Below are 16,730 nucleotides of genomic sequence, written 5' to 3'. Positions count from 1 at the left end.
CGTCAGGCTTCAAGGCTCACCAGCCGCCGCGCCAGCGATGGTAGGACCGCGGAGGCGGCGGGGGCGGCGGGCCGTAGAATCGCGGGCGGTCATAGTGACGGCGCCAGCGCGGAACGCCCCAGTAGCCATAAGCCGGCGGCGGGCCGCGCCAGCCATAGCCGGGGCCGGGACCGCCGTAATAGGCCTGCTGGATCAGGACGCCGGCCTCGGCCGTGCTGGGCGTTGCCGCGCTGATCCCGAGCGCGGCGGCAGCGATGAGGCCGGCAGAAGCGAGAGTGCGAAACATCGTGATGTCTCCTTGTGCCGGAGCGGAAAAGCTTCCCGCTCTGGCACGCACTATCGCGCTCCCAGGCTGAACCGGTTTTGAGCGGGACGTTCAGCCGGCGTTTAGCCAGGCTGTTCCGCGAATGACCAAAACCAATTAAACTTGGTTGCGAGAGAGCATTCGGCACTGACGACAGCGCAATGATGACTCAGGACGAGATCAAACGGCGGATTCTGGCAATGCGGCCGGAGTTGCGCGCGCGCGGCGTGAGCCATGTCGCGCTCTTCGGATCGCGGGCTCGCGGTGACGCACGACCCGACAGCGATGTCGATCTGATGATCGAGGTCGATAATCCCAGATTCTCGATCATCGATCTCGTGGGTGTCGAACAGGATTTGTCGGAGCATATCGGTCTGCCGGTCCAGATCACATTGCGACGGAGCGTGTCGGAACGGCTGGCAAGGGCGACGCGCGATGAGCGGATAGAGCTGTTCTGATGGCGCCAACCGTCGGCGACCGAGTAAGCCACATCAAGGAGGCCATCGCGAACATCCGTGCCATGCGCCAGACGAACGGCGATGAGCAGATCAAGCGCGACCCCGTCCTACGTGCGGCTCTTGAGCGCTTCTTCGAGATCATCAGTGAAGGGAGCCGGCACATTCCGGAAGAGGCGCGCGCAGTTCACACACAGATCCCCTGGAGACGCATCGCTGGCATTGGAAATTTCCTGCGCCATGTCTATGACGATATAGACGTGGACGTCCTTCTCAACGCCGCCGATGGCGACTTTGACCGGCTCGAAGGTGCGCTTGAGCAGATTTTGGCAAGCGGTCGCGATTCGACCGAATAAGCCTCACCGCCCCGCCAGCGCATCCCGCTTCATCAGCAGGGAGGCGCCGATCACCGCGACCGCCACCGCCGCGATCATGATCGTGCAGGCGGCGTTGATCTCGGGCGTCACCCCGAGGCGGATCGCCGAATAGAGCCGCATCGGCAGCGTCGTCGCACCCGGCCCTGTGGTGAAGCTCGCAATGACGAGATCGTCGAGCGAGAGCGTGAAGGCCAGCATCCAGGCAGCGGCGACTGCCGGCCAGATCAGCGGCAGCGTCACGGTCCGGAACGTTTCCGTCGGCGTGGCGCCGAGGTCACGCGCGGCTTCTTCCAGAGAGCGGTCGAAGCCGGCGAGCCGCGCCTGTACGACGATGCAGGCGAAGCCGAGGCTGAAGGTCGCGTGGGCGATGACGACGGTCCAGTAGCCGCGCTCGACATCGCCGGCGACGAAGAGCAGCAGCAGCGACAGACCGGTGATCACCTCGGGCATCACCAGCGGCGCCATCACCATGCCGGAGAAGAGCGTGCGCCCGGAGAAAATCCGATAGCGCGCCAGAGCCAGCGCAGCGAGCGTCCCCAACACCGTCGCGAGCGTCGCCGAGACCAGCGCGACGCGGATCGTCAGCCAGGCCGCGTCGAGCAAGGGTTCGTTACGCAGCAGCGCGCCATACCAATGCGTCGAGAAGCCACCCCAGACGGTGACGAGCCGCGAAGCGTTGAAGGAATAAGCGATCAGCGCGACGATCGGCAGATAGAGGAAGGCGAAGCCGGCGACGAGCGCGGCGAGATGAAAGGCTCCGAAGCGCCTCATCGCGCATCCCCTGATGCCGCTCCCCTCGCCCGCTGCAGCAGCATCAGCGGCAGGACGAGGACGACGAGCAGCACGATCGCCACCGCCGAGGCCAGCGGCCAGTCGCGGTTGGAGAAGAACTCGTTCCAGAGCACCTTGCCGACCATCAGCGTGTCGGAACCGCCCAGCAGATCGGGGATGACGAACTCGCCGATCGCCGGAATGAAGACGAGGGCCGAGCCGGCGAGGATGCCGGGGATGGAGAGCGGCAGGGTCACGGTCAGGAAAGTGGTCAGCGGCTTCGCGCCGAGATCGGAGGCCGCTTCCAGCAAGGTGCCGTCGAGCTTCTGCAAGGTAGAGAACAGCGGCAGCACCATGAAGGGCAGGTAGGAATAGACCATGCCGATCAGCACCGCTGCATCGGTGTTGAGCAGTCGCAGGGGTTCGGTGGTCAGCCCGATCCCCATCAGCGCCATGTCGAGCAGCCCGTCCGGCCGCAGGATGCCGATCCACGCATAGACGCGGATAAGGAACGAGGTCCAGAACGGCAGGATGACGAGGACGAGCAGGATGCCCTGCCAGCGCTTCGGCGCCAGCGCCATCGCATAGGCGAGCGGATAGCCGATCGCGAGCGCGATCAGCGTCGTTAGCGCCGCGATGCGCAGCGAGGAGAGATAGCTCTGCCAGTAGAGCGGGTCGTCGCCAAGCAGGCGGAAGTTCTCGAGATCGAGCGCGCCAAGGAACTCGCCGAGCTGGCCGAAGCCGGGGAAATGCGGCGCATAGGGTGGCTGGTCGGTCGCTGCATCCGACAGCGCGATCCGGAGCACGATCACGAATGGCGCGAGGAAGAAGGCGATAAGCCAGAGATAGGGGATGGCCGCGACCACCAGGCCGCGCCCCGTTCCGCTGGCTCGGGGAACCGGAGTGCTCACGACGCCAGCACCATGCCGGCCTCGACGTCCCAGGAGAGCCAGACCTTGTCTTCCCACGCGAAGGGCCGCTCGATCCGCCGTGTGCGGTTCGTCAGCGAGACCTTGAAGAGCTTGCCTGCGTCGCCGCCGACCATGACCTGGACCATGGTCATGTCGCCGAGATAGCCGATATCCCAGATCTCGCCCGCGACCTTGTTGACGCCCTGCGCGGGCTCGTCGTGGCTGAGCGCGATTTTCTCGGGGCGCAGGCCGACAGTGAGCGGATCGCCCGGCCGGCAGCTCGGCGCATCCTCGTCGAGCTCTATCACCCCGGCAGGCCCGCTCTCTAGCGTAACGAGATCGCCGGATACGGCAGTGACCCTGCCCTCGATCAGGTTGATGTCGCCGACGAACTCGGCGACGAAGCGGCTCGCCGGCGCTTCGTAGATCAGGTCGGGCGGTGCGATCTGCAGCAACCGGCCGTGATCCATCACCGCCATGCGGTCGGCCATGGTCATGGCCTCGTCCTGGTCGTGCGTCACGACCATGAAGGTCAGGCCGAGATCGGCTTGCAGGTCCATCAGCTCGTATTGCGTCTCCTCGCGCAGCTTCTTGTCGAGCGCGCCCAGGGGCTCGTCGAGCAGCAGGAGCTTGGGCTGCTTGATCAAAGCACGCGCCAGCGCTACGCGCTGGCGCTGGCCGCCGGAGAGCTGGTCCGGCCGGCGCTTCTCCATGCCTTTCAAGCGGACGCGCCCGAGCATGGCTTCGACCCGCGCGGCGATCTCGTCCTTGGGCAGACCCTCTCGCTTCAGGCCGTAGGCGATGTTGTCGCCGACGCTGAGATGCGGGAACAACGCATAGGACTGGAACATCATGTTGACCGGCCGCTGGTGCGGCGGCACCGCGGTGATGTCGATACCGTCGAGCAGGATCTCGCCCTCGTCGGGCTGCTCGAAGCCGGCGAGCATGCGCATGAGCGTGGTCTTGCCGCAGCCGGACGGCCCCAGCAGCGCGAAGAACTCGCGCTGATGGATCGCAAGCGAGAGCCGGTCGACCGCGGTCACCGTGCCGAAGCGCTTGGTGACGTTCCTGAACTCGACCAGCGGCTTCGCCGCCGGGTCGTTCCAGGGCTGAAAGTCGCGCCGGACGCTGGCCGGCGAGGCGCGCCTTCCCCCCGCCTCCGGCCTTTTCACCTGCCGCTCTTGACGCGGGTCCACAGCCGGTTCACCACCCGCTGCGTCTTCTGGTCGTAGGGCGTGATCGTGTAGAGGCGGCTCATCACCGCGTCGGTCGGATAGATGCCGGGATTGTCGCGAACCTCCGCCGAGAGCAGCGGCCTGGCCGCGAGATTGCCGTTGGCGTACTGGATGAAGTCCGAGTTCTTCGCCGCCATCTCCGGCCGGTTGACGAAGTCGATGAACTGCAGCGCCGCATCCTGGTTGCCGGCATCCTTCGGGATCACGAAGGAATCGAACCACATCAGCGCGCCTTCCTTCGGGATGACGTAGTTGATCTCGACCTTGTTCTTGGCCTCGACCGCACGCTTCTTCGCCTGCAGCACGTCGCCGGAATAGCCCACCGCCAGGCAGATATCGCCATTGGCGAGCGCGTTGATGTACTCCGACGAATGGAATTTCTGGATATGCGGGCGGATCTTGCGCAGCAACTCGCCGGCTTTTTCGAGATCGGCCTCCTTCTTCGAATCGGGATCGAGCCCGAGATAGCGCAGCGCCGCCGGGAACATTTCCTCGACCGCGTCGAGCACGTGCACGCCGCAATTGGAGAGCTTCTTCAGCTTCTCCGGATCGAAGACGATGCTCCAGCTGTCGATCACGGCGTCGTTGCCGAGCCGCTCCTTGATCTTGGCGGTGTTATAGCCGATCCCGGTGGTGCCCCACATATAGTTCACGGCGAACTTGTTGCCGGGGTCGTATTTCGACAGGCGCTGCTTGATCTCGGGCCAGGCGTGCTTGAGGTTTTGCACCTTGGCGGTGTCGATCGGCGTATAGAGCCCGATCGGGATGTGCCGGGGCAAGAAGGAGGCGGTGACGACGACGAGGTCGTAGCCGGTCTTGCCGGCGAGAAGCTTGGTCTCGACCGTCTCCATCTGGTCGAAGGTGTCGTAGACGACGGTGATGCCGGTCTCTTTCTTGAAGGCGTCGAGCACCTCCGGATTGACGTAGTCCGACCAGTTGAAGATGCGCAGTTCCTTGTTTTCCTGCGCCCCAGCCGGGCCTGCCGTAAGAGCGAGCCCGAGAGCCGCCGCAGCGGCCAAGCTATGCATAACCGACGTCAACGTGCGCAATCTGCCCCTCCTTTAGATTTCGCGCGGGCAAGCTAGCAGCTTGTGACCAAGCCTCAACCTCGATTTCGTGATCGGCGACGCTGCGCCGCGCCTTGTGGCGCAAGTGCCGCGCCCTTTATTTTCCGCAGAAGCATGATCCGGCGCTTCTTCCTGTTTTTCGCACTCGTCTTCCTCCTGCCACTGGGCACGCATGCCGCCTGGTGGCAGTTGCAGCCCTTGGCCTCCGACTGGGCGCGCGCCGACTGGTCGAGCGCCGCGCTACTGCCGGCGCCCGCCATCGCGCCCGAAGCGAGCGTCCACGTCTTCGCCGCCCGCGTCGGACGATGGCGCGGCGTCTTCGCCCATCACTCCTGGGTCGTGGTCAAGGAGAAGAACGCCCCTGCCTATACCCGCTTCGACGTCGTCGGCTGGGGCAACCCGGTGCGCGTCAACGTTCGCGTCGCCGATGGACGCTGGTACGGCAATGTCCCGGAGCTGGTCGGCGAGATCAAAGGGCAGGCAGCCGAGGCGCTGATCCCGCGGATCCGCGACGCCGTGAAGAGCTATAGCTACAGCGACTACGGCTCCTATGCCGCCTGGCCTGGGCCGAACTCGAACAGCTTCGTCCAGCACATCCTTTCCGAAGTGCCGGAGCTCGGGCGCGCTCTGCCGCCGACCGCAATCGGCAAGGACTGGCGCGAGAGCGGCCTCTATGCCGGCCTCACGCCAAGCCGCACCGGACTGCAGGCCTCGCTCTACGGGCTCGCCGGCGTCACCTTCGGCTGGGTCGAAGGGGTAGAGATCAACCTGCTCGGGTTGGTCGCCGGCCTCGACCTGCAGCGGCCGGCGCTGAAGCTGCCGGGCTGGGGGCGGGTGGGATTCTCGGCCTGACGGTCAATTCCGCAGCACCAGACAGGCACCGCCGGCCTGCCGCAGGCGATTGCAGGCTAATGTCGCCTCGCGCAGACTCTGCGCCGGCAGCCTGACGCGATAGAATCGCCCCCTGCCCCGCCCCGGCACGGCCGAGCCCAGGATCATGGTCGGCTTGCCTGACAGCAGCGAAGCGAAGCGCGCGGCGACACGCTGATAGGACGCGATGGCGCGCGCCTTCGAGGTATTTCCTGCGAGCTGGACGCCGAACGGCCCATAGGCGCCCTCGACCAGTACGGCCGGCGTGGTGATGCGGATCGAGGCGACCGTGGCGAGGCAGTCGGTTTCCTCCCGCGTTGCCGGGGGCGGCGCCTCGCCTGCGCCAAGCCGCCATTCCTCGACGGGGCGGCCGGTGATGAAACGGACATAGGCCTGCGTCTCGTAAGGCAGCATGCCGCCACGCTCGACCCAGCGCGCGACCCGGTTCGGCCCGCCATTATAGGCCGCAGCGGCGAGGCCGAGATTGCCGAACTGGTTCTTCAGCGCCGCCAGAAAAGAGGCCGAAGCCGGAATTGCGGCCTCCGGATCGAACGGATCGGCGAGGCCGCGCTCGTTCGCCGTGCCCGGCATGAACTGGGCGATGCCCTGTGCTCCGGCGGGGCTGACGACGTTCGGCCGGAAGCTGCTCTCGCGCCAGATCAGGCGGGTGAAGAAGGCGACCGGCAGGTCATGCGTCTTCGCGGCGGCCTCGATCAGGCGGCAGATGGTCTGCGCCACGCTCTCGGTCTGCGGCTCGGCCAGAGCCGGGCCGCCGAGCAGCGTGGCGGCGAGCGCCGCGACGACGATGTGGCGCCGCCCTGCCCTCACGCGGCGTCGAGCGCCTGGGCGAGATCCGAGATCAGGTCCTCGATGTTCTCGATGCCGACCGAGATGCGAATCAACGCGTCCGTGAGGCCGATCTCCTCGCGCAGCTCCCGGGCGACGCCGGAATGGGTCATCGCGGCGGGATGCGAGACCAGCGTCTCGGTGCCACCCAGGCTGACCGCGAGCTTCATGATCTGCAGGTTGTCCAGCACGGCGAAGGCCTCCTTCTCGCCGCCCTTGACGTCGAAGGCGAAGGTCGAGCCGGGCTCGACGCATTGCCGGTCGAACACGGCCTTGCGCGGATCGCCCTCGGCGAGATCACCGAGATAATGCACCTTGGCGATCTTCGGATGCTTGCGCAGATAGTCGGCGACCTTGCGGCCGTTCTCGTTGGCGCGATGCATGCGGATGTCGAGCGTTTCGAGCGAGCGCATCAGCATCCAGCACGAGTTCGGATCGAGCTGCGTGCCCAGCGAGCCGCGCCAGCTTTTCACCTGCCGCACCAGCGCCTTCGAACCGCTGATCGAGCCGCCGACGAGATCGCTGTGGCCGCCGACATATTTGGTCAGCGACAGCAAGGTGAGGTCGGCGCCGTGCTTCAGCGGCTTCTGGAAGATCGGCCCGAGCATGGTGTTGTCGACCACCACCGGCGGGCGATGGCCCTGCGATTTCTCCAACTCGTCGGCGATCGCCTTGCAGGCGGAGAGGTCGACGAGCCCGTTGGTCGGGTTGGCCGGGGTCTCGACCAGGATCATCGCGACCCGGCCCTTGGCGGCGGCGTCCTGCGCGACCTTGCGCATCTGCGCGACGTCGACGCCGTCGGTGAAGCCGAAAGGCGTGACGCCGAAGGCGCCCATCTGGTTCTTCAGCAGCGTCTCGGTGCCGCCATAGAGCGGGCGGCTGTGGAGAATCGTGTCGCCCGGCCGCAGGAAGGCGAAGCAGGTCGTCGCGATCGCGGCCATGCCGCTGGCGAAGACGGCGCAGGCCTCGGCCTCGTCCCAGATCGCCAGGCGATCCTCGAGGATCTCCATGTTCGGGTGGTTGAACCGGGAATAGACCAGGCCCGACTTCTCGCCGGGCTTGAGCTGGCGGCGGCCTGCGGTCAGATCGAAGAAGTCCTTGCCCTGCTGGGCGTTCTCGAAAACGAAGGTCGAGGTCAGGAAGACCGGCGGCTTGAGCGCGCCTTCCGACATGGCCGGCGAATAGCCATAGCCCATCATCAGCGTCTCGGGATGGAGCCGGCGATTGGCGATCCGGTCCTTGTGGTAGTTGTCGTCACCCATGACTGCCTCCTGCCCGGCCAGCGCGGCCCCGGGACGCGAGCCTAAGACGATCCTAAGGCCATTGCATGAACGATCACCCGTGCTCTAGAGCAAGACTTTGCAGCTTCCTGCTCGCAGATCAGCCTGGAGGAGCAGATCATGCTCGATACGATCGACCGCCGCATGCTCACCCTGCTGCAGGAGGACGGCCGCATCACCAATCAGGACCTGTCCGAGAAGATCGGCCTGTCGCCGACGCCGTGCCTGCGCCGGCTGAAACGTCTCGAGGAGACCGGCGTCATCAGGGGCTATTCGGCGATCGTCGACCCCAAGGCCTATGGCCTGCCCTTCAGCGTCTTCGTCTCGGTGCGGCTCAGCCAGCAGAACACCGAGCAGATCGCCGAGTTCGAGAAGGCGGTCGAGAATTGGCCGGAAGTGGCGGAGTGCTATCTGATGACCGGATCGCAGGACTACCTTTTGCGCGTGCTGACCGACGGCATCGAGGGCTATGAGCGCTTCCTGAAGCAGAAGATGACGCGGTTGAAATGCGTCCAATCGGTCGAGTCCAACTTTGCCCTGGCGACGATCAAGAAGCGGGTCGGTCTGCCGCCGCTCTGATCAGCCTCGCGCCCGGTCGATGGCGCGGCGCACCACCTGCGTCACTTCGCTGTTCGACAGGAAGAGGTCGTGGCGCAGCAGGCTCCAGCCGCGGCCGGCCGTGTCGGCGACGCGCACGCCGAGCTGCTCCAGGCGCTCGCGGTCGGCGGCGCCGGCACGGGCGACGCCGCCGGCGATGCGCGAGGAGACGGCGAGCGCCTTGTCGCCAGGATCGATGATCACGGTCATACGCTGGGCGATCGAGCCGAGCCTCGGCACGGTCTGCTCGAAGGCGTCGATATCGACATCGGGCGAAGCCAACACCACGGCGCCGATCCGATCGGACAGCCCGTCGAAATCACGCAACTCGCGCAGGCCTTCCAGTGTCAGGAAGCTGCCCATCGAATGCGCTACGATGTTGATCCGCCCGATCGTCGGGTTGGCGACCAGCGCCTTCAGGGTCTGGACGAAGCCATCGCGCGAATAGAGCGCGCTCTCGCGATCATAGGCATAGGCGAGCAGCCCGCCGCCGGACGGCCAGGTGAACAACGCCGTGCGCCCCTCGAAGGCGAGCGCATGCGAGAGCTGGCCGGCGCTGCGCGCAGCCGATTCGAAGGTTTCGTTGAAGCCGTGGACATAGAGCAGCACGTCGCGGCCGGTGGCCGCTTCGGAGAAGGCGCGAGCGGCATCACTCGCGGTCCGGCGCGTCACGCCGAGCACGGCCCAGTCACCGCTGACGACGGAGCTCACCTGCGCAGCGACGCCGCGGCCTGGCGCCGACAGCCTGACCTCGGCAAACGTCAAGCCGCTGCCGCGCTCGGAGCCGAAATAAGGTGCGCGGTCGCCCATCGGCTTGCGTGTCGTCGCAACCAGCAGCTGCGGCTCCTTGCCGAAGGCTGAGGAGTCCGCCGGCCCGACGAAGGGGGAGACGGACGCTTCGCTCTGCGCGCAGCCGGCCAGTCCCGCCCCGAGCAGGGCGACGAAGGAGCGGCGTGAAACGGCATGTCGCGAAGGCGAGGTCACTGGCGAAGTCCGATATGGGGGTGCGCGGACGTTCTGGCCGCAAACCCTTAAGGCCAGACCAACGCGGCCAGAATTAGGCAGCTATTTGTCGCGGGCGGCAAAGTCCTGCGGCTCAGTGCGGCCGGCGCCGAGCGTACCGCCATCGATCCCGTCGGCGCTGAGCCGCTTTCCGATCATCTGAACGACGCGCGGGGTCGTCGCGAACTTGCCGTGGTTGTAGTCGTCGCCGCCGCGATCCTTCGACAGGTCGATGATCCTTGCGCCGGCGCGGCTGAGATCGGCGACGATCTCGGTATCCTTCTCCGAGATGGCGCCGAGCCTGGCCTTGTCCCCGGCGAACTGTCGCGAGAAATCGAGCGCCCGATCATCGGAGGAGACGAAGACGGTGACCGGGCGCTTGATCGCGGCGAGCTGAGTCTTGAAGACGTCGAGATCGATGTCAGGCGCCGCCAGCATGACGTTGCGCAGCTTGCCGCCGAAGCTGCCATCGCCGCGGATCGCCGCCTGGCGCAAGGTCTCGACCGTCAGCAGCGTTCCCATCGAGTGCGCCAGGATGTCGAAGCGATTGGCGCCGAGATCGCGAGCGATGACGCGCAGACCCGTCTCGAGCGCATCGCGCGAGAAATCAGCACTGTCGCGGTCATAGGGATAAGCGAAGAGCTGCGCCCGCGACGGCCAGGTGAACAGCACCGGCACGCCCTTGAAGCCGGAATCGGTGACGATCTGGGCGAAGCGGAAGGCGGCATCGGCGAAATTGGTGTTGTAGCCGTGGACGAAGACCAGCACCTCGCGATCGGCCTGCGGGCGCCGCGCGATCTCGGCGCGCACCTGTTTCAATATCTCCAGCTCGGTGAGCCGCTCGACGCCGCTGACAGTGAAATGGCTGGCCGGATCACCCGCGCTCGTGACGCTGCCCGGCAGTTCGAGCTGTCCCACCTGATGAGCGCGCGGCACGCTGATGTCGAGCCGGGCAAAGGCGACTGCGGGACTGCGCTCGCCGCTGAAATATTCGGGCTGCTTGGTCGAGGCGCGCGAGGTCGCGACGAAGATGCGGACTGTACCGGCGGTGTCCTCCGACTTTGCCCCCGACACGACCAGGACGCGCGGCGGGCCGCCGCAGGCGGCAAGCACGAGCGACACCAACGAAACGACAACGAAAGACCGCAGGCTGGGCACGAAACACGCTCTCCAAACCGACGCGACTCGTCTCACCGTCGCGTCCGCTTTGCAAGACCGTGGACGGCGGATCGGTCTCCGAAAGCCTCGCTTCCGCTGCGGACGCTCTCTTGCTACCAGCGGGTATGGTCGACCTCACAGCGCTCGGCGATGCGATTCTCAGGGGCGAGCGTGCGGCGCTGGCGCGGGCGATCACGCTCGCGGAAAGCCGTCGCGCCGATCACCGCGAGCAGGCGCAAACGCTTCTGTCCCGCCTCCTCCCACAGACCGGCAAGGCGATCCGCGTCGGCATCACCGGCGTGCCCGGCGTCGGCAAGTCGACGACGATCGACGCGCTCGGCAGCTATCTGACGGGCCAGGGTCACAAGGTCGCGGTGCTCGCGGTCGACCCGTCCTCGACGCGCAGCGGCGGCTCGATCCTCGGCGACAAGACCCGGATGGCGCGGCTCGCCGTCGATCCCAGCGCCTATATCCGCCCCTCGCCTTCTTCCGGCACGCTGGGCGGCGTCGCGGCCAAGACGCGCGAGACCATGCTTCTCTGCGAAGCCGCCGGCTTCGACGTCATCCTGGTCGAGACGGTCGGCGTCGGCCAGTCGGAGACCGCGGTCGCCGACCTCACCGACTTCTTCCTGGTGCTGATGCTGCCCAATGCCGGCGACGAGCTGCAAGGCATCAAGAAGGGCATCATCGAGCTCGCCGACATGCTGGCGGTCAACAAGGCCGATGGCGACGGCGCGACCGCCGCACGCGCCGCCGCCGCGCAATACAAGGCGGCGCTGCACATCCTCGCCCCCGCCTCGACGCTGTGGTCGACGCCGGTGGTGACGATCTCCGGCCTGACCGGCGCCGGCCTCGACGCGCTCTGGGCCAGGATCGAGGAACATCGCAACCGGTTCGAGGCCAAGGGCCTGATCGCCGAGAAGCGCCGGCGGCAGGACGTCAAATGGATGTGGGCGATGGTGCAGGACCGCTTGCAGGCCAAGCTCCGGCACGATCCGGCCCTGAAGGCGCGCACGCCGAAGCTGGAAGCGGCGGTCGCCGCCGGCGAGATGGCGCCGACTGCCGCCGCCGACGAGATCGCAAAGGCGCTCGGGCTGTAATCCAACCCCATGGCCCGCCGCGGCACGCCTCTTGAAGCCTTTCAGCCAAAATGGAGGCTCGGATGACGTTTTCGCGCCGCGACTGGCTGCGGACGGCCCTTTTCGGAACGGTAGCGGCAACAACTGGTCCCGCCTTGGCACAGTCGCCGCGGGTCAGCATGTCGGCCGCGCTCGGCACGCTGGGCCTTGAGGCCGCACAGTTCGGCCTGCGGCCCGGCGCGACCGAAGACCAATCGCGTGCGCTCCAGGCGGCCCTCGCCGAGGCCGTCAAGCGCGAGGCGCCGTTGCTGGTCGCGCCCGGCCGCTATCGCATCGCCAATGTCGTTCTGCCCGAGAACGCCCGCCTGATCGGCGTGCCAGGCGCGACGCAGTTTATCGCCGCGCAGGCGGGATCGCTCCTGCTGGCGCGGCGGATCAAGCGCGCGGCGATCTCGGGGATCATGCTCGACGGCCTCGATATCAAGCTCGACCAGCGCATCGGCCTGCTCAACATCGACGATGTGCTCGACGTTTCCATCTCCGACTGCGAATTCGCCAATGCCGGCTCGGTCGGGCTGACGCTCAATCGCGCGGCGGGGCGTATCGAGCGCAACCGCTTCCGCTCGATGCGGGATTCGGCTCTGTTCTCGTTCGACTCACGCGGCCTCTCGATCGAGGGCAACACGGTCGAGGATTGCGGCAACAACGGCATCCAGCTGTGGCGCGGCCAGGCCGGCGACGACCAGAGCCTCATTCGCGGCAACCGGCTCAACCGCATCCGCAACGATGCCGGCGGCGACGGACCGTATGGCAACGGCATCAGCCTGTTCCGGGCCGGCGGCGTGGTGGTCGAGGGCAATACGCTGCGCGATTGCGCGCTGACCTTCATCCGCAACAATTCCGGCTCGAACGTGCAGATCCTCGGCAATCAGGGCCGGCGCTGCGGCGAGACCGCGCTCTATTCCGAATTCGCCTTCGAGGGCGCGATCATCGCGGGCAACCTGGTCGAGGATTGCGCCCAGGGCGTCAGCATCACCAATCTCGATCATGGTGGCCGGCTCGCGGTCCTGGCCAACAACATCATCCGCAACGCGCAGAAGGGGCTGGCGCCGAAGGGCAAGATCCTGGCCGGCGGCGCCGGCCTGCATGTCGAGGCGGAGGCGGCGGTCACCGGCAATGTCGTCGAGAACGCCAGCGATGTCGGCATCACGCTCGGCTGGTCCTGGGCAATGCGCAACCTCGTCGCGACCGGTAACGTCGTCAGGCGCACCGGGATCGGTATCTCGGTCTCGCTGGTCCCGAAGGAGCGCAACGCGCTGATCGCCAACAATGTGATCAGCGAGGTCAAGATCGGCGCCGTGGTCGGCACCGCGTTCGGCAAGGTGGTGACCGGCGACCTGACCAGGGGCGAGGACAAGCGCGCCGCCGGCATCCGGGTCGAAGGTAATTCCGTCGGCTGACGTGCAGCGCTCTATCAGGCGCGCAGCGCCTCCGCCGCGCGGACACGGCCGACCTCGATGCCGTTCCAGTTCTTCATCACCGTCTCGCGGAACGGCGCGAAGGCCGCCTCGTCACCGTCCTGCCGCGGCAGGAAGCGCTCGACCAGCGCGGCCATGGCGATCTCGGTGGCGCGGGCGGCGCCGTCATCGCATTTCAGCGCGATGCCATAGCCGAGCTCCGGCAGCGTGCCGCAATAGACGCCCTCGGCCCCGGTCTTGATGAAGGCTCTGGCGCCGAAGATCTCCATGAAGCGGGTGTCGAAGCGGCCGGTGCCGGCAACCATGAACGGGTTGGCGGCAACCGCCTCACGGATGCGCCGGGCCGCGTCGGCGCGGTTGGGGCCGAGGCCATTGCCGGTTCCGAAGCGGGCGAAACCGAGCGCCAGCGCCTTTAGCGGCACCGCATAGGTCGGGATCGAGCAGCCATCTGTGCCGGAGAGCTCGGCCTTGTGCGCGGCGCCGGTCACCTCCTCCAGCGCGGCGCGAACCGCCTGCTGCACCTTGTGGTCCGCCTTCACATAGCCGGCCGGGTCCTCGTCGAGGCCGCAGGACAGGCAGACGAAGCCGGCATGCTTGCCGGAGCAGTTGTTGTTGAGAGCGCTCGGCTCGCGGCCGGCCTTGGCGAGCGCGCGCGCTGCCGCCTCGCCCATCGGCCAATGCGCGCCGCATTCGAGGCAGCCGGCGTCGCGACGGGCCTTCTTCAGCATGGCGAGTGAGGTCTCGGCATGGAGTTCCTCGCCGGAATGCGAGGCGACGGCTAGCGCGATCTCGGCCGGGGTCAGGCCGTAACGGTCGGCGGCACCGCTCTCCAGCAGCGGCAAGGCCTGCAGCGCCTTCACCGCCGAACGCGGAAAGACTGGGCGCTCGACATCCCCCAGCGAGAGCACCACCGCCCCGTCCGCATCGACGACGATCGCTGCGCCGCGATGGCGCGATTCGACCGTGCTGCCACGGGTGACTTCGGCGAGAACGGGATTGTCCATGGTGGGCTCCGGCGCGATCGAGGCTGCGTCTTGTCGCGTTTGTCGCAGCCCCTGTCAAAAGACCTCGACCGGCCGGGTGCGCATGGCGCAAACTGGTTCCAAACCGAGCCGCCAGCTCCGGCCGCGGCACAGCAAGATCAGGACATGATGTCAGTCGATTACGAGACCGAATACAACAATCGCGCCCGTGTTCCCGAGCACCCCGGCATCATCGCTGGCTGGGCCCGCGACGCCGCCGCCTATCGCGAGGTCGCAGTCAGCGAGCGCGGCGTCCGCTATGGCGAGGGCCCGCGCCAGACCTACGACCTGTTCAAACCGGAAGACGTGAAGAGCCAGGCGATCGTGCTCTTCATCCATGGCGGCTACTGGCAGGCGCTCGATCCGAGCCACTTCTCGCACATGGCGCGCGGATTGAACCTGCTCGGCGTTCCCGTCGCGGTCGTTGGCTACGACCTTTGCCCACAGGTCGAGGTCGGCCATATCGTCTGGGAGCTGCAGCAGGCTGCGGCGACGATCTGGCTGCGCTACAACCTGCCGGTGGTCGCGGTGGGGCATTCGGCCGGCGGCCAGCTCTCCGCCTGCCTGCTGGCGACGGGCTGGAAGAACGTCGATCCGATGCTTCCCGAGCAGATCGTGCCGGCTGCCTACGGGATCTCCGGCCTCTACAATCTGAAGCCGCTGACGGAGACCAGCATCAACAAGGCGCTCGGGCTGACGCTGGAGGGCGCCGAGCGTGAAAGCCCGCTGTTCTGGCCGGCGCCGTCCGGGCTCGTCATGGACGCCGTCGTTGGCGGGGCCGAGAGCGCCGAATACCTCAAGCAGAGCCGCCGGCTCGCTGATGTCTGGGGCCTCGAGGGCGTGCGCACGCGCTACGAGGAGATCGGCAGCGCCAATCATTTCACGGTGATTGCTGGCCTTGCTGATCCGCAGGACGCCATGACGCGCCGTATCGCCGAACTCGCCGGCGCTTGACCCGCCCGCAGCAGGCTCTATCCAGAGGCGACAGGATTCCGGAGCCAAGCGATGCAGACCTTCTTCGTCGAGATCAAATGCAAGCTCGGCAAGACCTATGAGGTCGCGAGCGAACTCGCAGACCGCGAGATCGCCTCGGAGATCTACTCGACCGCCGGCAATTACGACATTCTCGCCAAGTTCCATGTCGCGGCCGATGTCGACATCGGCCATTTCGTCGCCCAGAAGGTGCAGTCGATCCCGGAGATCGCCGACACCCACACGATCATCACCTTCAAGGCGTTCTGAGCGCTACCTGATCGGCATCGTCAGACCGTCCTCGGGCTGCATCGCGATCAAGAGGTCGGCAAAGCGGCGCGCCGCCGGCGCGACCGAGCCTGCGGACGGGAAGAGCAGCATCGTCCTGTAGGCGATGGCCGGCGCGAAGCGGCGGGCCACCAGCCCCTGCATGCCGCCGAGCGTCAGCGGGAACGGATTCAGCAGGGCAAGCCCGACGCGCTGCCTGACCATTTCGGCGACGAATATCGTCGCCGTGCCTTCCCCAACCAGGCGCAGCGTCACGCCGGCATCGGCGAAGGCGCGCTCGACTTTGATGCGCTCGGGAAAGCGCCGGGCAAGGGCGATGACGGGTTCGTCCGCCAGGTCCTGCGGACCGAGCACGTCGCGCCCGGCAAGCGGATGGTCCTCCGGCATCAGGACATGCGCCACGGCCTCGCGCAGGACCTCGCCATGGATGCCGATATGCGATGCCGACATGTCGACCAGCCCGAGATCGGCGGCCCGGTCGGCAACCTGGGTGATCACGGTCGAGCTGGTGTCGATCTCGACATTGGCGACGACATCGGGCTCAAGCCGGCGGAACTCGGCCAGGACCCGCGGCAGGACGAACTGGGCAAGCGTCGGCGGGGTCGCGATGCGCAGCACGCTCGCCTGGACGGCCTGCCGGGGCCAACGATTCAGCCGGTCGAGCGCCGCGAAGATGGGCTGGGCCTCGGCGTCCAGCGCAAAGGCGTCGGCGGTGGGCACGAGCCTGCCACCTTCGCGCGAGAACAGCGGGCGGCCGACATGCGCCTCCAGCGCGGCCAGCGCCCGCGACACCGCCGGCTGCGAGATGCCGAGCATCTGGGCTGCTGCCACCGTCTTGCGGGTGGCGATCATAGCCTGCAGCACTTCGAGCTCACGCAGGCTAGGTGGCCGCCGCTCGGCGCTCGCCGTGTTCGCCATGATCGCATGCCCCTATCCGCGCCCTGCATCCGGCTATGCAGTTGGATTATATCAAAGCGCGTTCCATATAATTTACAGGTATATGAAATCGTTCTACAAG

At 66.8% G+C, this 16,730-nt stretch carries 19 protein-coding genes; 8 read left to right on the top strand and 11 right to left on the bottom strand.

Going from position 1 to position 16,730, the window contains the following annotated elements; translation table 11 throughout:
• Nucleotides 1–16: 16 nt before the first annotated feature.
• Nucleotides 17–286: a hypothetical protein gene (locus tag ACFPOB_RS08660; protein ID WP_377797517.1), complete on the bottom strand. Its 270-nt coding sequence runs from the start codon at nt 284–286 to the stop codon at nt 17–19.
• A 179-nt stretch (nt 287–465) separates the two neighbouring features.
• Between ACFPOB_RS08660 and ACFPOB_RS08655 the strand changes: the two genes are divergently transcribed.
• Together ACFPOB_RS08655 and ACFPOB_RS08650 are read left to right on the top strand one after the other, a co-directional pair.
• Entirely contained in the window at nt 466–762 is a 297-nt protein-coding gene (locus tag ACFPOB_RS08655; protein ID WP_377797515.1) for a nucleotidyltransferase family protein, read from the top strand.
• Nucleotides 762–1,115, top strand: coding sequence for a HepT-like ribonuclease domain-containing protein (locus ACFPOB_RS08650; protein WP_377797513.1), 354 nt, complete (start codon nt 762–764; stop codon nt 1,113–1,115). The genes ACFPOB_RS08655 and ACFPOB_RS08650 overlap by 1 nt, the downstream gene beginning before the upstream one ends.
• 3 nt (nt 1,116–1,118) lie before the next feature.
• Here ACFPOB_RS08650 and ACFPOB_RS08645 read toward each other — a convergent pair whose 3' ends face one another.
• The 4 genes from ACFPOB_RS08645 to ACFPOB_RS08630 are packed head-to-tail and all read right to left on the bottom strand — an operon-like array spanning nt 1,119 to nt 5,081.
• Complete coding sequence (locus ACFPOB_RS08645; RefSeq protein WP_377797511.1) at nt 1,119–1,907, bottom strand: ABC transporter permease; 789 nt, start codon at nt 1,905–1,907, stop codon at nt 1,119–1,121.
• Nucleotides 1,904–2,818, bottom strand: a complete 915-nt coding sequence (locus ACFPOB_RS08640) for an ABC transporter permease (protein ID WP_377797509.1) — start codon at nt 2,816–2,818, stop codon at nt 1,904–1,906. Before ACFPOB_RS08640 ends, ACFPOB_RS08645 begins: the two co-directional genes overlap by 4 nt.
• Nucleotides 2,815–3,990 (bottom strand): ABC transporter ATP-binding protein, encoded by a 1,176-nt coding sequence (locus ACFPOB_RS08635; protein ID WP_377797507.1) that lies wholly within the window; start codon nt 3,988–3,990, stop codon nt 2,815–2,817. Before ACFPOB_RS08635 ends, ACFPOB_RS08640 begins: the two co-directional genes overlap by 4 nt.
• Nucleotides 3,987–5,081 (bottom strand): polyamine ABC transporter substrate-binding protein, encoded by a 1,095-nt coding sequence (locus ACFPOB_RS08630; RefSeq protein WP_377797505.1) that lies wholly within the window; start codon nt 5,079–5,081, stop codon nt 3,987–3,989. Before ACFPOB_RS08630 ends, ACFPOB_RS08635 begins: the two co-directional genes overlap by 4 nt.
• 153 nt (nt 5,082–5,234) lie before the next feature.
• Between ACFPOB_RS08630 and ACFPOB_RS08625 the strand changes: the two genes are divergently transcribed.
• Complete coding sequence (locus ACFPOB_RS08625; RefSeq protein WP_377797503.1) at nt 5,235–5,972, top strand: DUF3750 domain-containing protein; 738 nt, start codon at nt 5,235–5,237, stop codon at nt 5,970–5,972.
• 3 nt (nt 5,973–5,975) lie between these two features.
• On the opposite strand, the gene ACFPOB_RS08620 is transcribed toward ACFPOB_RS08625, so the two are convergent.
• Entirely contained in the window at nt 5,976–6,818 is an 843-nt protein-coding gene (locus ACFPOB_RS08620; RefSeq protein ID WP_377797501.1) for a lytic transglycosylase domain-containing protein, read from the bottom strand.
• A complete protein-coding gene (locus tag ACFPOB_RS08615; protein WP_377797499.1) occupies nt 6,815–8,098 on the bottom strand; it encodes a cystathionine gamma-synthase family protein in 1,284 nt (427 codons plus the stop codon). Before ACFPOB_RS08615 ends, ACFPOB_RS08620 begins: the two co-directional genes overlap by 4 nt.
• A 138-nt stretch (nt 8,099–8,236) precedes the next feature.
• Here ACFPOB_RS08615 and ACFPOB_RS08610 point away from each other — a divergent pair, with 138 nt between their 5' ends.
• Entirely contained in the window at nt 8,237–8,695 is a 459-nt protein-coding gene (locus ACFPOB_RS08610) for an Lrp/AsnC family transcriptional regulator (RefSeq protein ID WP_377797497.1), read from the top strand.
• Here ACFPOB_RS08610 and ACFPOB_RS08605 read toward each other — a convergent pair whose 3' ends face one another.
• Both ACFPOB_RS08605 and ACFPOB_RS08600 read right to left on the bottom strand, forming a co-directional pair.
• Complete coding sequence (locus tag ACFPOB_RS08605; protein WP_377797495.1) at nt 8,696–9,697, bottom strand: alpha/beta hydrolase; 1,002 nt, start codon at nt 9,695–9,697, stop codon at nt 8,696–8,698.
• Nucleotides 9,698–9,778: 81 nt separating this feature from the next.
• The gene (locus tag ACFPOB_RS08600; protein ID WP_377797493.1) at nt 9,779–10,837 is read right to left on the bottom strand and encodes an alpha/beta hydrolase; all 1,059 of its coding nucleotides are present in this window, start codon (nt 10,835–10,837) and stop codon (nt 9,779–9,781) included.
• Nucleotides 10,838–10,998: 161 nt separating this feature from the next.
• On the opposite strand from ACFPOB_RS08600, the gene meaB reads away from it, so the two are divergent.
• Together meaB and ACFPOB_RS08590 are read left to right on the top strand one after the other, a co-directional pair.
• Nucleotides 10,999–11,973 (top strand): methylmalonyl Co-A mutase-associated GTPase MeaB, encoded by a 975-nt coding sequence (gene meaB, locus ACFPOB_RS08595; RefSeq protein WP_377797491.1) that lies wholly within the window; start codon nt 10,999–11,001, stop codon nt 11,971–11,973.
• A gap of 62 nt (nt 11,974–12,035) precedes the next feature.
• Nucleotides 12,036–13,412, top strand: a complete 1,377-nt coding sequence (locus ACFPOB_RS08590) for a TIGR03808 family TAT-translocated repetitive protein (RefSeq protein ID WP_377797489.1) — start codon at nt 12,036–12,038, stop codon at nt 13,410–13,412.
• Nucleotides 13,413–13,426: 14 nt separating this feature from the next.
• Here the strand turns inward: ACFPOB_RS08590 and ACFPOB_RS08585 are convergent, their stop codons facing one another.
• Complete coding sequence (locus ACFPOB_RS08585; RefSeq protein ID WP_377797487.1) at nt 13,427–14,434, bottom strand: asparaginase; 1,008 nt, start codon at nt 14,432–14,434, stop codon at nt 13,427–13,429.
• Between the two features lie 144 nt (nt 14,435–14,578).
• On the opposite strand from ACFPOB_RS08585, the gene ACFPOB_RS08580 reads away from it, so the two are divergent.
• Nucleotides 14,579–15,406 carry an alpha/beta hydrolase gene (locus tag ACFPOB_RS08580; RefSeq protein WP_377797485.1) on the top strand — a complete coding sequence of 276 codons (828 nt, stop codon included), beginning with the start codon at nt 14,579–14,581 and terminating at the stop codon, nt 15,404–15,406.
• Between the two features lie 51 nt (nt 15,407–15,457).
• Nucleotides 15,458–15,694, top strand: coding sequence for an Lrp/AsnC ligand binding domain-containing protein (locus tag ACFPOB_RS08575; protein WP_038361355.1), 237 nt, complete (start codon nt 15,458–15,460; stop codon nt 15,692–15,694).
• 3 nt (nt 15,695–15,697) lie between these two features.
• Here the strand turns inward: ACFPOB_RS08575 and ACFPOB_RS08570 are convergent, their stop codons facing one another.
• The gene (locus ACFPOB_RS08570) at nt 15,698–16,630 is read right to left on the bottom strand and encodes a LysR substrate-binding domain-containing protein (protein ID WP_377797483.1); all 933 of its coding nucleotides are present in this window, start codon (nt 16,628–16,630) and stop codon (nt 15,698–15,700) included.
• Nucleotides 16,631–16,730: the final 100 nt, after the last annotated feature.

It is taken from the genome of Allobosea eneae, assembly GCF_042657265.1.
GTDB classification, from domain to species: Bacteria; Pseudomonadota; Alphaproteobacteria; order Rhizobiales; family Beijerinckiaceae; genus Allobosea; species Allobosea eneae.
This window is presented reverse-complemented; position numbering and strand designations above follow the sequence as displayed.

Coding starts and splice junctions, on each gene's coding strand:
- ACFPOB_RS08660 (WP_377797517.1), bottom strand. CDS start 286: ATGTTTCGCACTCTCGCTTCTGCCGGCCTCATCGCTGCCGCCGCGCTC.
- ACFPOB_RS08655 (WP_377797515.1), top strand. CDS start 466: ATGATGACTCAGGACGAGATCAAACGGCGGATTCTGGCAATGCGGCCG.
- ACFPOB_RS08650 (WP_377797513.1), top strand. CDS start 762: ATGGCGCCAACCGTCGGCGACCGAGTAAGCCACATCAAGGAGGCCATC.
- ACFPOB_RS08645 (WP_377797511.1), bottom strand. CDS start 1,907: ATGAGGCGCTTCGGAGCCTTTCATCTCGCCGCGCTCGTCGCCGGCTTC.
- ACFPOB_RS08630 (WP_377797505.1), bottom strand. CDS start 5,081: ATGCATAGCTTGGCCGCTGCGGCGGCTCTCGGGCTCGCTCTTACGGCA.
- ACFPOB_RS08625 (WP_377797503.1), top strand. CDS start 5,235: ATGATCCGGCGCTTCTTCCTGTTTTTCGCACTCGTCTTCCTCCTGCCA.
- ACFPOB_RS08615 (WP_377797499.1), bottom strand. CDS start 8,098: ATGGGTGACGACAACTACCACAAGGACCGGATCGCCAATCGCCGGCTC.
- ACFPOB_RS08610 (WP_377797497.1), top strand. CDS start 8,237: ATGCTCGATACGATCGACCGCCGCATGCTCACCCTGCTGCAGGAGGAC.
- meaB (WP_377797491.1), top strand. CDS start 10,999: ATGGTCGACCTCACAGCGCTCGGCGATGCGATTCTCAGGGGCGAGCGT.
- ACFPOB_RS08590 (WP_377797489.1), top strand. CDS start 12,036: ATGACGTTTTCGCGCCGCGACTGGCTGCGGACGGCCCTTTTCGGAACG.
- ACFPOB_RS08585 (WP_377797487.1), bottom strand. CDS start 14,434: ATGGACAATCCCGTTCTCGCCGAAGTCACCCGTGGCAGCACGGTCGAA.
- ACFPOB_RS08580 (WP_377797485.1), top strand. CDS start 14,579: ATGATGTCAGTCGATTACGAGACCGAATACAACAATCGCGCCCGTGTT.
- ACFPOB_RS08575 (WP_038361355.1), top strand. CDS start 15,458: ATGCAGACCTTCTTCGTCGAGATCAAATGCAAGCTCGGCAAGACCTAT.
- ACFPOB_RS08570 (WP_377797483.1), bottom strand. CDS start 16,630: ATGGCGAACACGGCGAGCGCCGAGCGGCGGCCACCTAGCCTGCGTGAG.